This is a genomic window from Streptacidiphilus fuscans (genome assembly GCF_015690355.1).
Lineage (GTDB): Bacteria > Actinomycetota > Actinomycetes > Streptomycetales > Streptomycetaceae > Streptacidiphilus > Streptacidiphilus fuscans.
Genome location: NZ_JADPRT010000002.1, coordinates 760,153 through 773,210 on the forward strand (window position 1 = coordinate 760,153; position 13,058 = coordinate 773,210).

13 protein-coding genes and 1 tRNA gene are annotated in these 13,058 nt (G+C 70.6%); 6 read left to right on the forward strand and 8 right to left on the reverse strand.

Going from position 1 to position 13,058, the window contains the following annotated elements; genetic code table 11:
• Nucleotides 1-6: 6 nt before the first annotated feature.
• From pth to I2501_RS07095, 5 genes are all read right to left on the reverse strand, one after another.
• Nucleotides 7-579, reverse strand: a complete 573-nt coding sequence (gene pth, locus I2501_RS07075; RefSeq protein WP_196192942.1) for an aminoacyl-tRNA hydrolase — start codon at nt 577-579, stop codon at nt 7-9.
• 118 nt (nt 580-697) lie between these two features.
• Complete coding sequence (locus I2501_RS07080; protein WP_196192943.1) at nt 698-1,300, reverse strand: 50S ribosomal protein L25/general stress protein Ctc; 603 nt, start codon at nt 1,298-1,300, stop codon at nt 698-700.
• Nucleotides 1,301-1,481: 181 nt separating this feature from the next.
• Nucleotides 1,482-2,462, reverse strand: a complete 981-nt coding sequence (locus I2501_RS07085) for a ribose-phosphate diphosphokinase (RefSeq protein ID WP_196192944.1) — start codon at nt 2,460-2,462, stop codon at nt 1,482-1,484.
• A gap of 228 nt (nt 2,463-2,690) precedes the next feature.
• Nucleotides 2,691-4,151, reverse strand: coding sequence for a bifunctional UDP-N-acetylglucosamine diphosphorylase/glucosamine-1-phosphate N-acetyltransferase GlmU (gene glmU / locus I2501_RS07090; RefSeq protein ID WP_196192945.1), 1,461 nt, complete (start codon nt 4,149-4,151; stop codon nt 2,691-2,693).
• A gap of 141 nt (nt 4,152-4,292) precedes the next feature.
• Nucleotides 4,293-4,365, reverse strand: a tRNA-Gln gene (locus I2501_RS07095).
• Between the two features lie 283 nt (nt 4,366-4,648).
• On the opposite strand from I2501_RS07095, the gene I2501_RS07100 reads away from it, so the two are divergent.
• Nucleotides 4,649-5,644 (forward strand): acyl-CoA desaturase, encoded by a 996-nt coding sequence (locus I2501_RS07100; RefSeq protein ID WP_328806246.1) that lies wholly within the window; start codon nt 4,649-4,651, stop codon nt 5,642-5,644.
• Nucleotides 5,645-5,750: 106 nt separating this feature from the next.
• Nucleotides 5,751-6,353 carry a TetR/AcrR family transcriptional regulator gene (locus I2501_RS07105; RefSeq protein ID WP_037608163.1) on the forward strand — a complete coding sequence of 201 codons (603 nt, stop codon included), beginning with the start codon at nt 5,751-5,753 and terminating at the stop codon, nt 6,351-6,353.
• A 74-nt stretch (nt 6,354-6,427) separates the two neighbouring features.
• Here the strand turns inward: I2501_RS07105 and I2501_RS07110 are convergent, their stop codons facing one another.
• Together I2501_RS07110 and I2501_RS07115 are read right to left on the reverse strand one after the other, a co-directional pair.
• Nucleotides 6,428-6,796, reverse strand: coding sequence for a VOC family protein (locus tag I2501_RS07110; RefSeq protein ID WP_196192946.1), 369 nt, complete (start codon nt 6,794-6,796; stop codon nt 6,428-6,430).
• 10 nt (nt 6,797-6,806) lie between these two features.
• Nucleotides 6,807-7,583 (reverse strand): methyltransferase domain-containing protein, encoded by a 777-nt coding sequence (locus tag I2501_RS07115; protein ID WP_196192947.1) that lies wholly within the window; start codon nt 7,581-7,583, stop codon nt 6,807-6,809.
• 114 nt (nt 7,584-7,697) lie between these two features.
• Here I2501_RS07115 and I2501_RS07120 point away from each other — a divergent pair, with 114 nt between their 5' ends.
• The 4 genes from I2501_RS07120 to I2501_RS07135 all read left to right on the forward strand — a co-directional run bounded on the left by I2501_RS07120 (nt 7,698) and on the right by I2501_RS07135 (nt 12,107).
• Nucleotides 7,698-8,195: a MarR family winged helix-turn-helix transcriptional regulator gene (locus tag I2501_RS07120; RefSeq protein WP_196192948.1), complete on the forward strand. Its 498-nt coding sequence runs from the start codon at nt 7,698-7,700 to the stop codon at nt 8,193-8,195.
• A 188-nt stretch (nt 8,196-8,383) separates the two neighbouring features.
• Nucleotides 8,384-9,316, forward strand: a complete 933-nt coding sequence (locus tag I2501_RS07125; RefSeq protein ID WP_196192949.1) for an SGNH/GDSL hydrolase family protein — start codon at nt 8,384-8,386, stop codon at nt 9,314-9,316.
• An 81-nt stretch (nt 9,317-9,397) separates the two neighbouring features.
• Nucleotides 9,398-11,236 carry a phosphatidylglycerol lysyltransferase domain-containing protein gene (locus I2501_RS07130; protein WP_196192950.1) on the forward strand — a complete coding sequence of 613 codons (1,839 nt, stop codon included), beginning with the start codon at nt 9,398-9,400 and terminating at the stop codon, nt 11,234-11,236.
• A 106-nt stretch (nt 11,237-11,342) separates the two neighbouring features.
• On the forward strand, nt 11,343-12,107 hold the full coding sequence (locus tag I2501_RS07135; protein ID WP_196192951.1) for a hypothetical protein: 765 nt from the start codon (nt 11,343-11,345) through the stop codon (nt 12,105-12,107).
• Here the strand turns inward: I2501_RS07135 and I2501_RS07140 are convergent.
• The gene (locus I2501_RS07140) at nt 12,101-12,886 is read right to left on the reverse strand and encodes a response regulator transcription factor (protein ID WP_328806247.1); all 786 of its coding nucleotides are present in this window, start codon (nt 12,884-12,886) and stop codon (nt 12,101-12,103) included. The genes I2501_RS07135 and I2501_RS07140 overlap by 7 nt on opposite strands.
• Nucleotides 12,887-13,058 lie beyond the last annotated feature (172 nt).

Consider the following 13,058-nt stretch of genomic DNA (forward strand, 5'->3'; position numbering starts at 1 on the left):
GCGGGCTCAGCTGTTGTACGCAGACTGGGCCCGCTCCAGGCCGTCCTGGAGCAGGGACTCGACCGCGTCGGCCGTGCGGTCGACGAACCACGGGAGTTCCTTGCGCTCCGTCGACGAGAAGTCCCGCAGGACGAAGTCGGCCACGTCCATCCGGCCGGGCGGGCGGCCGATTCCGGCGCGGACGCGGAGGTAGTCCGGGCCCAGGGACTTCGTGATGGACTTCAGGCCGTTGTGGCCGTTGTCGCCGCCGCCGCGCTTGAGGCGCAGGGTGGCGTAGTCGATGTCCAGCTCGTCGTGGATGACGATCAGCCGGTCCACGTCCGCCTTGTAGAAGTCGCGGAGCGCGACCACCGGGCCGCCGGAGAGGTTCATGAAGGACATCGGCTTGGCCAGCACCACCCGCTGACCCGACAGCCGGCCCTCGACGACCTGCGCACGGCTCTTGTGCGTCTTGAACTTCCCGCCCACGCGCTCGGCGAGCAGGTCGGCGACCATGAAGCCGATGTTGTGCCGGTTCCCCTCGTACTGCCCACCGGGGTTGCCGAGGCCGACCACCAGCCAGGGACCCTGCTCACTCATCTGCGAAGACTCCTGTCGGGATACGGAACTGTCGCTGCGCCACGCAGCACTGCCCCGGCCATCATCGCGGACGACCGGGGCAGTGCCGGAGAAAGAACTACAGGTGGTGCGACGAGGCTCAGGCCTCGGCAGCCGCCTCGGCGCCCTCGGCGCCCTCCTCGGCCTCCTCGGCGGGGGCCTCGGCCTGGGCGCCGATGATCTGCAGGACGACGGTGTCGCCCTCGACGGCCAGGGAGGAGCCCTTCGGGAGGGTGATGTCCTGGGCGAGGATGGAGGCACCGGCCTCCAGGCCCTCGATGGAGACCGTGACGGACTCGGGCAGGTGGGTGGCCTCGGCCTCGATCGGCAGGGCGCTCAGGACGTGCTCGAGCAGGTTGCCGCCGGGGGCCAGCTCGCCCTCGGTGTGGACCGGAACCTCGACGGTGACCTTCTCGCCACGCTTGACCAGGATCAGGTCGACGTGCTCGATGGTGCGCTTGATGGCCTCACGCTGGACGGCCTTCGGCAGCACGAACTCCTGCTTGCCGTCGATCGGCAGGGAGATCAGCGCGTTCGGGGTCTTCAGAGCCAGCATCAGGTCGTGGCCCGGCAGGTTCAGGTGGACCGGGGCGTGGCCGTGGCCGTAGACGACGGCGGGGACCAGGCCGGCGCGACGGGCGCGGCGGGCGGCACCCTTGCCGAACTCGGTGCGGGGCTCAGCGGCAAGCTTGATCTCGGACATGAAGCGCTCCTTGAGGTGCGTGAAACGGGCGAGCGCTCGGCGGCCATCTCACACATCTCTCAACAAGAAGCGCGTCGATAACGGAGCTCAGCATGCACAGGCACGCAAAAGGCTCCCTCGCCGGGCAGATACCCCAGAGTACCCAAGCCCGCCGAGGGAGCCAAAACGATCTTTCAGCTGATCAGGCGTTGTCGAAGAGGCTGGTGACCGAGCCGTCGTCGAAGACCTCGCGGATCGCGCGGGCGATCAGCGGGGCGATGGAGAGCGTGGTCACCTTGTCGATCTCCTGGGACAGCTCGCCCGGGGTCGGCAGGGTGTTGGTGAAGACGAACTCGCTGGCGCGCGAGTTCTTCAGGCGGTCCGCGGCCGGGCCGGAGAGCACGCCGTGGGTGGCGGCGACGATGACGTCCTCCGCACCCTGGTCGAACAGGGCGTCCGCGGCGGCGACGATGGTGCCGCCGGTGTCGATCATGTCGTCGACCAGGACACAGACCCGGCCCTTGACGTCACCGACGACCTCGGCGGACATGACCTTGTTGGCCACGTTCGGGTCGCGGCGCTTGTGGATGATGGCCAGCGGCGCACCGAGGCGGTCCGACCACTGGTCGGCGACGCGCACGCGGCCGGCGTCCGGGGAGACCACGGTGAGCTTGTCGCGGTCGACCTTGGAGCCGACGTAGTCGGCCAGGATCGGCAGCGCGAAGAGGTGGTCGACCGGGCCGTCGAAGAAGCCCTGGATCTGCGCGGTGTGCAGGTCCACGGAGATCAGCCGGTCGGCGCCGGCCGTCTTCAGCAGATCGGCTATCAGGCGGGCGGAGATGGGCTCACGACCGAGGTGCTTCTTGTCCTGACGGGCGTACCCGTAGAACGGCATGATCACGGTGATGGTCTTGACCGAGGCCCGCTTCAGGGCGTCGATCATGATCAGCTGCTCCATGATCCACTGGTTGATCGGCGCGGTGTGGCTCTGCAGCACGAAGGCGTGCGCACCGCGGACCGACTCCTCGTAACGGACGTAGATCTCGCCGTTCGCGAAGTCCAGCGCCTTGGTGGGGACCAACTCGACACCCAGCTGCTCGGCCACCTCCCGCGCGAGGGCGGGGTGGGCACGGCCGGAGAAGAGCATCATCTTCCGCGAGCCGGACGATTTGATCCCGGTCACTGCAACCGTCTCCTTGTTGCTGGTTCGCCGCAGGCGGACGTCTGGCCTGCTGCGGGCCTGCTGCGTGTGGATGTCCACAAGGTTACGCGTCCGTGGGCGTTGCCGTCGCCCTCGGGTCCGGCGAAGGAGTGGTCCGAGCAGGGCCGGATGGTGGCTCCGGGGGGCACCCGACGTGCTCCGAGCGCCCCCGTCCGCGCCTGCCGCCGCCCGCTTCGAGGCGGCCCGCGCCTACCCCTCGGGGGCCTCCGCGGACTCCGTGCGCGCCTTCGCCGCGGCGGCGGCCTCGGCCGAGACCGTGCCCGGGCGCTTGCGCTCCACCCAGCCCTCGATGTTGCGCTGCTGAGCCCGCGCAACGCCCAACGCCCCTGCGGGGACGTCCTGGTAGATGACCGAGCCGGCCGCCGTGTAGGCGCCGTCCCCGACCGTCACCGGGGCCACGAACATGTTGTCCGAGCCGGTCCGGCAGTGCGCGCCGATGGTCGAACGGTGCTTGTTGACGCCGTCGTAGTTGACGAAGACGGAGGCCGCGCCGATGTTCGTGCCCTCGCCGATCGTGGCGTCGCCCACATAGCTGAGGTGCGGCACCTTGGCGCCGTCGCCGAGCTCGGCGTTCTTGGTCTCGACATAGGTGCCGACCTTGGCCTTCACGCCGAGGACGGTGCCCGGACGCAGGTAGGCGTAGGGGCCGACGCTCGCGCCCGCGCCGATCACCGCGCTGGTGGCTGTGGTGTTGCTCACAACCGCGCCCGCGCCGACCTCGGTGTCCCGAAGTGTGCAGTTCGGACCGATCTCGGCACCCTCGCCGACGACCGTGGCGCCGTGCAGCTGCGTGTTCGGGTGGATCAGCGCGTCGCGCTCGTAGGAGACCTGGACGTCGACCCAGGTGGTCGCCGGGTCGACCACCGTCACGCCGGAGCGCATGGCGGCGTCGAGCAGACGGTCGTTCATGATCCGGCGGGCCTCGGCCAGCTGCACCCGGTCGTTGATGCCGAGGATGTCGCGGTAGTCGGCCGCGACGACCGCACCGACCCGGTGGCCCGCCTCGCGCAGGATGCCGAGCACGTCGGTGAGGTACTCCTCAGCCTGGCTGTTGTCCGTGCGCACCTCGGCCAGGCCCTCGGCCAGCAGCTTGCCGTCGAAGGCGAAGACACCCGAGTTGATCTCGGCGACGGCGCGCTGCTCGTCGGTGGCGTCCTTGTGCTCGACGATCGCCCGGACCGAACCGTCCGCGCCCCGCATGATCCGGCCGTAGCCGGTCGCGTCGGGGACCTCGGCCGTCAGCACCGTCACGGCGTTGCCGTCGGCGGCGTGGGTGGCGGCGAGCGCCTTCAGGGTCGCGCCGGTGAGCAGCGGGGTGTCGCCGGTGGTGACCACCACCGTGCCGTCCAGGGCGATGCCGTCGGCGGCCAGCGCCTCCAGCGCCACGCGGACCGCGTTGCCGGTGCCTTTCTGCTCCTCCTGGACGACCGTGCGCACGCCCGGGTCCACCTCGGCGAGGTGGGCGGCGACCTTGTCGCGCATGTGGCCGATGACCACGACCAGTTGCTCCGGCGTCAGCTCCCGCCCCGCAGCGACGGCATGGCCGACGAGCGTCCGCCCGCTGAGCGGATGCAGCACCTTGGGCAGCACGGCCGACTTCATCCGGGTGCCCTCGCCTGCGGCGAGGACGATCACGGCGGTGGGAGACATGGAAGCAGGCTCCTCTGCAGGGGAACGGGGAGGGTCCGCCGGGCCCGCCGACCACCCGAACAGGGATCCGCACAAACGCGCCCGAACACTTTTGAGGATATCCAGGGAGCGTCGACCGCTCAGATTCCCGTGTCCTTCAGGCTCCGCCGCAAGGATTCGAACCTTGACTTGCCGACTCCAAAGGTCGGTGTGCTGCCAGTTACACCACGGCGGATGGACCACTCGGCCGAGCGGCGGCTCCTACTATGCCGTACCACCAGCCTCCGACGCGACGATACAGGTGAGCGCTGCGTCGAACATCGACCGTGCGTGTCGCCGCCTCGGGCGCGCGCCGGCGGCTCCGGCAGGCGAACGAATCCGGTTCACACGATCGAGCGCAATCGTCTGACCTCGGGAATTCACCCGCTCGCCACGCCCGGACGGGGTGTACTTCCGCAGGCACGGGAAGAGAACCTACGATGCCGTAAGTTACGGTTCCGTAGGCCGAGGGGCGACCTGTGACCATCCCGACCAGCAGCACCGCAGAAAGCAGCGGCACCGCCCGGAGCGGCGCCGCGTCCACCGCCGTCCCCGCAGCCCGCGAGGCCGTCCCGGGGACCAGGGGCGGCGAGAAGCAGAGCGCGGCACAGCGGGTCGCGCTCGCGCTCTTCATCGTCGTTCCCTTCCTCGCCGTGCTCGCCGCGATCCCGGTCGCCTGGGGCTGGGGCATCGGCTGGCACGACATCGTGATTGCCGTGGCGATGTACTTCACCGCGTGCCACGGCGTCACCGTCGGATTCCACCGCTACTTCACCCACGGCTCGTTCAAGACCGGCCGGGTGCTGCGGATCGCCATGGCCGTGGCCGGCAGCCTGGCCGTGGAGGGCCCGGTGGTGCGCTGGGTCGCCGACCACCGCCGGCACCACAAGTTCTCCGACCGCGAGGGCGACCCGCACTCCCCCTGGCGCTACGGCGAGTCCGTCCCCGCGCTGCTGCGCGGCCTGTGGTGGGCCCACATGGGCTGGCTCTTCGACGAGGAGCAGACGCCGCAACAGCAGTACGCACCGGACCTGGTCCAGGACCGGGACATCACCTGGATCTCGCGGCAGTTCTTCCTCTTCACCCTGATCTCGCTGCTGCTGCCGCCGCTGGTCGGGGGCCTGTGGTCGTGGTCCTGGCAGGGGGCGCTGACGGCGTTCTTCTGGGGCTCGCTGGTCCGGATCGCGCTGCTGCACCACGTCACCTGGTCGATCAACTCCATCTGCCACGCGATGGGCAACCGGCCGTTCCGCTCGCGCGACCGCAGCGGCAACGTCTGGTGGCTGGCCGTCCTCTCCTGCGGCGAGTCCTGGCACAACCTGCACCACGCCGACCCCACCTCCGCGCGCCACGGCGTGCTCCGCGGCCAGGTGGACTCGTCGGCCCGGCTGATCCGCTGGTTCGAGCAGTTCGGCTGGGCCCACGACGTCCGCTGGCCCAGCCGGGATCGGTTGGCCGCGCGGCGCGCGGCATGATGGTCCTGTGAACGAGAGCAGTGGCGACAGGGATCCGGTGACCGACACGCCCTCGTCCAGGCGGGGGGCAACGGGAAACACCACACGGCGGGCGACCCGCGTGCGGATGAGCGGCAAGCAGCGCCGCGAGCAACTGCTGGACATCGGCCGCACGCTCTTCGCGGAGCGCGGCTACGACGCGACCTCGGTGGAGGAGATCGCGGCGAAGGCGGGCGTCTCCAAGCCGGTCGTCTACGAGCACTTCGGCGGCAAGGAGGGCCTCTACGCGGTCGTGGTCGACCGCGAGATGCAGCTCCTGCTGGACATGGTCACCGGCTCGCTGACGGGCGGTCACCCGCGCGAACTCTGCGAGGAGGCGGCCTTCGCCCTGCTCGACTACATCGAGACCTCGACGGACGGCTTCCGGATCCTGACCCGCGACTCGCCGGTGACGCAGTCGACGGGGACGTTCGCGTCGCTGATCGGCGACATCGCGAACCAGGTCGAGGACATCCTCGGCCTGGAGTTCAAGTCACGCGGCTACGACCCGAAGCTGGCGCCGATGTACGCGCAGATGCTGGTCGGCATGGTTGCGCTGACGGGCCAGTGGTGGCTCGACGTCCGCAAGCCGAAGAAGGCGGAGGTCGTCGCCCACCTGGTCAACCTGGCCTGGCACGGCCTGGAGGGGATGGAACGCAGGCCCCAGCTCGTCGGCCGCAGGAAGTCCTGACCGTTCGCAGCGAGGGACGTTGCAAACGTCCAGGGGCGCGGGGCTCTGCCCCGCGCCCCTGAGGTCTCGTTCGGCTAAGCCCGCGGTTCGAGGAACTCGATGCGGTTGCCGACCGGGTCAAAGCTGTAGAAGCGGTCGTGCCCCGGGAGGTTGTCGTCCCAGACGACCTCCGCGCCCTTCGCGGCGATCTCCTCCGCGTACCCGCGGATCCCCCGCACGCGCACAGCGGGATGCGCCTTCTTCGCCGGGACGAAGGGGTCCTCGACCCCCACGTGGATCTGCACCGAGCCGTCCGCCGTGGCGAACCAGGCCCCGCCGCGGGCCGCGAGAACCGGCGGCTTGGGGATCTCGGTCAGGCCGAGGACGTCGATGTAGAAGGCCCGGAGCGTGTCCTCCGTGCCGGGAGGCGCGGCCAGCTGGACGTGGTCGAGTGCAACGATCATGGTCTTGTCCTCACATCTTCACGGCCACCGCAAACACGCGGCGGAAGGGCAGAACAGTGCCGAAGTCCTGACGCGGGTACGCCGCGTCCAGCAGTGCCGCGTACTCCGCGAGGAACGCCTCGCGCTGCTGCGGGTCGGGGAGGAGGTCGAGGGTGGGCCGCAGGCCGGTGCCGAGCATCCAGTCGAGGATCGGCTGCTCGCCCTGGAGGACCTGGTGGTACGTGGTCTCCCACACGTCCGCCACACAGCCCAGCGCCGACAGCGTCGCCAGGTACTGCGCGGGCTCGGGGATCGCCGCCCGGTGCGGGCCGCCGACCGTGTCGCGCCAGCACGGGCTGTTGCGCAGTTCGGTGAGGAGCGCGTGGGAGGGCTGGTCGAAGTTGCCCGGGACCTGGAAGGCCAGCACCCCGCCCTGCGGCAGCGCCTCGATCCAGCCGGGGAAGAACGTGAGGTGCCCCGGCACCCACTGCAGCGCGGCGTTGGAGAGGATCAGGTCCGGCTGGTCCTCGGCCGGGTCGTAGGTGGCGATGTCGCCGACCCGGAACGCCGCCCTCTCGGGGAAGTCGCGTTGGGCCTGCTCGATCATCGCCGGTGAGCTGTCGACGCCGACGAGGGTCGCGTCCGGCCAGCGCTCGGTCAAGCTGATCGTGACGTTGCCCGGGCCGCAGCCAAGATCGACGACGCGTCGCGGGGTGGTGGGCACCCGGTCGACGAGTTCGAAGAACGGTCGGCTGCGCAGGTCGGCGTGGCGCAGGTACTGCTTCGGGTCCCACGAGACGGCGTTCATCGGTCGCCCCTCCGCTCCATTTATCTTGACGTCAAGATACTTCTAGCATGCCGTCCAGAAATTCTTGATGTCAAGAGACTTCATGTCGATAGATATCCGACTACACTGATCACCATGGAGGACGAGGTCGATCGGCTGGTCGCAGCATGGCGTCGTGAGCGCCCCGACCTCGACGTGGAGCCGCTGGAGGTCCTGAGCCGGATCAGCAGGCTCGCCCGCCACCTCGACCGCGCCCGCCGTACGGCCTTCGCCGAGCACGCGCTGGAGCCGTGGGAGTTCGACGTGCTCACCGCGCTGCGCCGGGCCGGCACGCCCTACCAACTCTCCCCCGGCCAGCTGCTGACGCAGACGCTGGTCACCTCGGGGACGATGACCAACCGGATCGACCGCCTGGCAGGCAAGGGCCTGGTCCAGCGACTGCCCGATCCCGACGACCGCCGCGGGGTGCTGGTCCGGCTGACCCAGGCCGGGCAGGAGCGGGCCGACGCCGCCCTGGCCGGACTGCTCGACCACGAGCGGCAGATCCTCGCCGAGCTGCCCGACGGGCAGCGCAAGGAGCTGGCGTCGCTGCTGCGCCAGCTGGTCGCGCCGTTCGACAACGACCCGGACTGAGCAGAGCCGCTACGCCGTACGGCAACTGAGGGCCTGTCGTCCGGCCCTCGTCCGGCCCTTTGATCTTCCCCTCCATCTGTCGCCTCGTCAGTTGCCGTCTGCACAGGTATTGCCAGGCGTTCCCGACGGGTTGTCTACTCCGTTGCCGGGGACCGCAACCGGCGGTCTCCGGAAGGGGGGACCGCCCGATGTCCGCACGCAGCAGGCTCCCGCGCCTCGCGCGCACCCTCGGCGCCGTGACCGGCGCCGCGCTCCTGGCTCTCAGCCTGGCCGGCCCGGCCTCGGCCGCGACGCACACGCCGACCTTGGACCTCAGCACCCAGCCGGCGGCCGCCGACCACCACGGCCAGCCCGACTACTACGTCTCGCTCGGCGACTCCCTCGCCGCCGGGTACCAGCCGAACGTCGGGCACGACACCGACGTCTCCTACACCGACCAGCTCTACGCCCAGCTCAAGCAGCACGACCCGGACCTGGTCCACATCAAGCTCGGCTGCAGCGGCGAGACCACCGAGACGATGATCGACGGCGGCATCTGCAGCTACCCCGGCGCGACGTCACAGCTCGACGCCGCCGTGCAGTTCCTGCGCGCCCACCGCGGGCACGTCCGCTACGTCACCCTGGACATCGGCGCCAACGACGTCGACGGCTGCCTCGCCTCCGGCTCGATCGACCTCGCCTGCGCCGCCAAGGGCATCGCCACGGTCGGGGTGCAGGTGCCGGAGATCACCGCGGCGCTGCACGCGGCCGGCGGCGGGCGGCCGCAGTACGCGGGCATGAACTACTACGACCCGTTCCTGGCGGTATGGCTGACCGGCCCGTCCGGGCAGCAGGCCGCACGGCTCTCGGCCACCCTGGGCGTCGCCCTCAACGGGGCGATCGAGGTCGGCCTGAAGCTGGGCGGCTTCCACGTCGCGGACGTGGCCACCGCGTTCTCCACGCTCGACTTCACCGACCAGGCGACCCTGCCCGGCGTCGGACAGGTCCCGCTGAACGTGGCCAGGATCTGCGAGTGGACCTGGGAGTGCACGCCGTACCACGACATCCACGCCACCCCGACCGGTCACGCGGTGATCGCGGGCGTGTTCCGCGACGTCTTCCGTGACAGTCACCGTCGCTGAGCCGAGCGGCCCACGCACGCAGTAAAGCTCGCCTATTCGTCCCGTTCTGGTGTGTAATCATGAGGATTCGCCCAGAACGGGATGGATGCGTACGTGTCTACCGAGAACCCTCCCCAGACCAGCGAAACGACCCGCGACAAGACCCCCAGCAAGAACCGTGAGGCCTGGCAAAAGCGAGCCGCCTGGGTGGCTGTCTGGTATCTGCGCATCGCCGCGGCGCTCAACCTGCTCGGTGCCATCTCGGCTCCCTTCCGGCGGCAGGTGACCGAGCACAACACCGGGGACCTGTTCACGCCCTACCTGCTGACGGCGGGCTTCACCTCGGCCGCGCTGGCCTGGTTCCTGGCGATCATGATGCGGCGCGGCAAGCGGGCCGCGTGGATCTTCAACCTGATCCTCTCCGGCGCGTACATCGTGCTGGTCATCCTGTTGATGGCGGTCGACTCCGACGTCAGGGACCACGGCTTCAACTGGGTCTCCACCGCGATCAGCCTGGTCTTCCTGCTCGCCCTGGTCGTCGGGCGACGCGAGTTCCACGCCAAGGGGGACCGGTCCAACCCGCTGCTCGCGCTCGGCACGCTGATCATCGGCGGCGCGGTCGGCATCCTGATCGGCACCGCGCTCGTCACCATCACCAACACCGCCGCCGGTTCCACCTTCTGGGACCGGATGGACTACGCGATCATGCGCGTCTACACACTGGCCCCGGCCGGTGCCGGGCACGCGGGCGTGCAGATCCCGCACTGGGTCGACATCGCCATCAACGTGCTGAGCGTGATCCTCTTCCTGCTGGTCCTCTACGCGCTCTTCCGCGCCCCCAAGGGCAAGGAGTACCTCTGCCCCGAGGACGAGGCCCGGCTGCGCGCGTTGCTCGACCGGCACGGCGAGCGCGACTCGCTCGGCTACTTCGCGCTGCGCCGCGACAAGAGCGTGGTCTTCTCCCCCACCGGCAAGGCCGCCGTCGCCTACCGCGTCGTCGGGGGCGTCTCACTCGCCTCGGGCGACCCGATCGGGGACGTCGAAGCGTGGCCCGGGGCCATCGACCAGTGGCTGGAGCAGGCCGAAGTGCACGCGTGGACCCCGGCCGTGATGGGCGCCAGCGAGGAGGGCGGCAACGTCTACGCCCGGCACGGGCTCAACGCGCTGGAGCTGGGCGACGAGGCGATCGTCGAGGTCGAGGACTTCAGCCTGGAGGGCCGCGCCATGCGCGGCGTCCGGCAGGCGCACAAGCGGGTCGGACGCGCCGGGTACACCGTCCGGATCCGGCGGCACGGCGACATCCCCGAGCAGGAGATGGACTCGCTGCTCAGCCTCGCCGACCACTGGCGCGACGGCGAGACCGAGCGCGGCTTCTCGATGGCGCTCGGCCGTCTCGGCGACCCGGACGACGGCCAGTGCGTGATGCTCGAATGCCACGACGGCGAGGAGGAGCTCCGGGCGCTGCTCAGCTTCGTCCCCTGGGGGCGCGAGGGCCTCTCGCTGGACCTGATGCGGCGCGACCGCGAGTCGGACAACGGGCTGATGGAGTTCATGGTCATCGAGCTGATCCAGCAGGCCGAGAAGCTGGGCGTGCAGCGGATCTCGCTCAACTTCGCCATGTTCCGGGCGGTCTTCGAGCGCGGCGGACGCCTGGGCGCGGGGCCGATCCTGCGGCTGTGGCGGGAGGTGCTGATCTTCTTCTCGCGCTGGTGGCAGATCGAGTCCCTCTATCGGGCGAACGCCAAGTACCGGCCGATCTGGGAGCCGCGCTACCTGCTCTTCGAGCGCACCAGCGACCTGCCGCGGATCGGCATCGCCTCGGCGCGGGCCGAGGGCTTCATCAACGCGCCCAGCCTGCCCGCGCTGTTCAAGCGGCGGCACGTTCCGGCGCTCCCCGCCGAGCGGCCGGGTCCGGCGTCCGAAACTCCTTCGTCCGAATGATTCGGTTTTCGGCTCTCCGGCCCACAGGGTGAACGTGTTCCAGGCTTAACGTGGAACAAGAACGACTTCTGTGGATGAACCAGACATTCCGCCGGAGGACGCGCGCATGCCCTGGTCAGCAGCGATACGCAGCGGCGTCCGCACTGCCGCAGAGCGGGAGTGGGGCGCGCTGGCCCGAGCCATGCGCGACGGGGCGCGGCGCAACGGCTTCCCCGCGATCCCGATGACCTTGGCCGCAACCCTGGCCATCGTGCTCTTCCAGCTCTGGCAGCGGACCTCCTCCGGCGCGGGGATCGTCGAACGGCTGGGCGTCGTCCGCGCCTCGCTCCCGCTGGGCGTCGAGCTCGCCCGCACCCCCCTCTCGCTCTTCGTCCCGGCGCCCGACCTGCCGGTCTGGGGCGCGGCGGCACAGGTCCTCGTCGTCTTCGGCATCGCCGAGCTCTCCCTCGGCCGACTCCGCACCCTCGGCATCGCGTACGCGTCCACCGTGGCCGCCACCATGTACGCGCGGCAGGCGACCGAGATGGGCCACGGCCGCCTCTTCGGCCTTCCCTACGCGGCGGAGTTCGGCCGCGACACCGGCCCCTCCGTCGCCGTCGTCGCCCTCGCGATCTGCATCGCCTGGCGCTACCGCACCGTCGTGACCGGCCTCCTGGTGGGCGGCTCGATGCTGGGCGAGGCCCTGCTCGTGCCGAACCTGGCCGGCCAGGAGCACCTGGTCGCCATCCTCACCGCGCTCACCCTCTGCGTCGGCAGCGAGCTGCTACACCGCCAGGCTCAGCGCACGGGCGCGGCACTGCACGCCCTGGAAGGGCTGGACGACGGGGTGGAGAGCGCTGACAGCCTGCTGCGGCCGCGCGTACCTCACTGAGGCAGGTCGACGGGGCCGACCCCCGCACGGCGGGCCAGCGCGACGGCGGCCAGCGTGGAGTGGACCCCGAGCTTGCCGAGGACGTTCTGCATGTGCGTCCGCACCGTGTGCGGGGAGAGGAACAGCCGATCCGCGACGGCCTGCCGCCCCAGCCCCGCCACCATGCAGCGCAGCACCTGTTTCTCGCGCGGCGTGAGCGACTCCACCAGCCGCTCGCTCTCGGTCCGGTCCCGGCGGGCGGCGGTGAGCTCGCGTATCACGCCGGTGAGCAGGCTCGGCGGCAGATGCGTCTCGTCCCGCATCACCCCGCGCACCACAGCCATCAACCGCCCGAGCGAACTCTCCTTGGCGACCCAGCCGCCCGCGCCCGCCTGCAGCGCGCGGACCGCGCGGTGCGGGTCGTCGGCGGTGGCCAGCACGATCACGCGCAGCTCGGGATGGGCGGCGCGGGCGCGCGAGATCAGCGCGATGCCGTCGGGTTGCCTGGCGGCTGGCACGGGCGCGGGCGTGATCGTGGGCGCGGCGGGAGGTGCGGACGCGCTCGGCGGCCGCCGCTGCGCGGGCACGTGCGGGGCGGAGGGGCCCGCGCCGAGGTCCGCGTCGACCAGCATCACCTGGAACGCGCGCGACTCCGCGGCAGCCCGCTCCAGCGCCCGCTCGGCCGCGCCTGCGCTCCCAGCCGCCGCGACCTCCACATCCGGCTCAGCGGCCATCGCCGTCGCCAGCGCCTCCGCGAATATCCGGTGACCATCGGCCACCAACACCCTGATCCGCCCCACGCCCCCACTCCCCCCAACGCAGCACCGGCCCCCTACACCAACCAGCGTAGGCTCGCGCGCCGCGCCCGGACCCCTTCATGTCAACCGTTCACCCGAACGGAACCTTGGAGGGAGGCAAGCGGAAACACTCAGGGGCGCGGGGCTACCGATATGCGGCTCCGCCGCATATCGG

Excerpts from the sequence above, each read along its gene's own strand:
- I2501_RS07115 (WP_196192947.1), bottom strand. The coding sequence starts at position 7,583 with ATGAACGCCGTCTCGTGGGACCCGAAGCAGTACCTGCGCCACGCCGAC.
- I2501_RS07125 (WP_196192949.1), top strand. The coding sequence starts at position 8,384 with ATGTCCGCACGCAGCAGGCTCCCGCGCCTCGCGCGCACCCTCGGCGCC.
- I2501_RS07105 (WP_037608163.1), top strand. The coding sequence starts at position 5,751 with ATGAGCGGCAAGCAGCGCCGCGAGCAACTGCTGGACATCGGCCGCACG.
- I2501_RS07110 (WP_196192946.1), bottom strand. The coding sequence starts at position 6,796 with ATGATCGTTGCACTCGACCACGTCCAGCTGGCCGCGCCTCCCGGCACG.
- I2501_RS07130 (WP_196192950.1), top strand. The coding sequence starts at position 9,398 with ATGGATGCGTACGTGTCTACCGAGAACCCTCCCCAGACCAGCGAAACG.
- glmU (WP_196192945.1), bottom strand. The coding sequence starts at position 4,151 with ATGTCTCCCACCGCCGTGATCGTCCTCGCCGCAGGCGAGGGCACCCGG.
- pth (WP_196192942.1), bottom strand. The coding sequence starts at position 579 with ATGAGTGAGCAGGGTCCCTGGCTGGTGGTCGGCCTCGGCAACCCCGGT.
- I2501_RS07120 (WP_196192948.1), top strand. The coding sequence starts at position 7,698 with ATGGAGGACGAGGTCGATCGGCTGGTCGCAGCATGGCGTCGTGAGCGC.
- I2501_RS07135 (WP_196192951.1), top strand. The coding sequence starts at position 11,343 with ATGCCCTGGTCAGCAGCGATACGCAGCGGCGTCCGCACTGCCGCAGAG.
- I2501_RS07080 (WP_196192943.1), bottom strand. The coding sequence starts at position 1,300 with ATGTCCGAGATCAAGCTTGCCGCTGAGCCCCGCACCGAGTTCGGCAAG.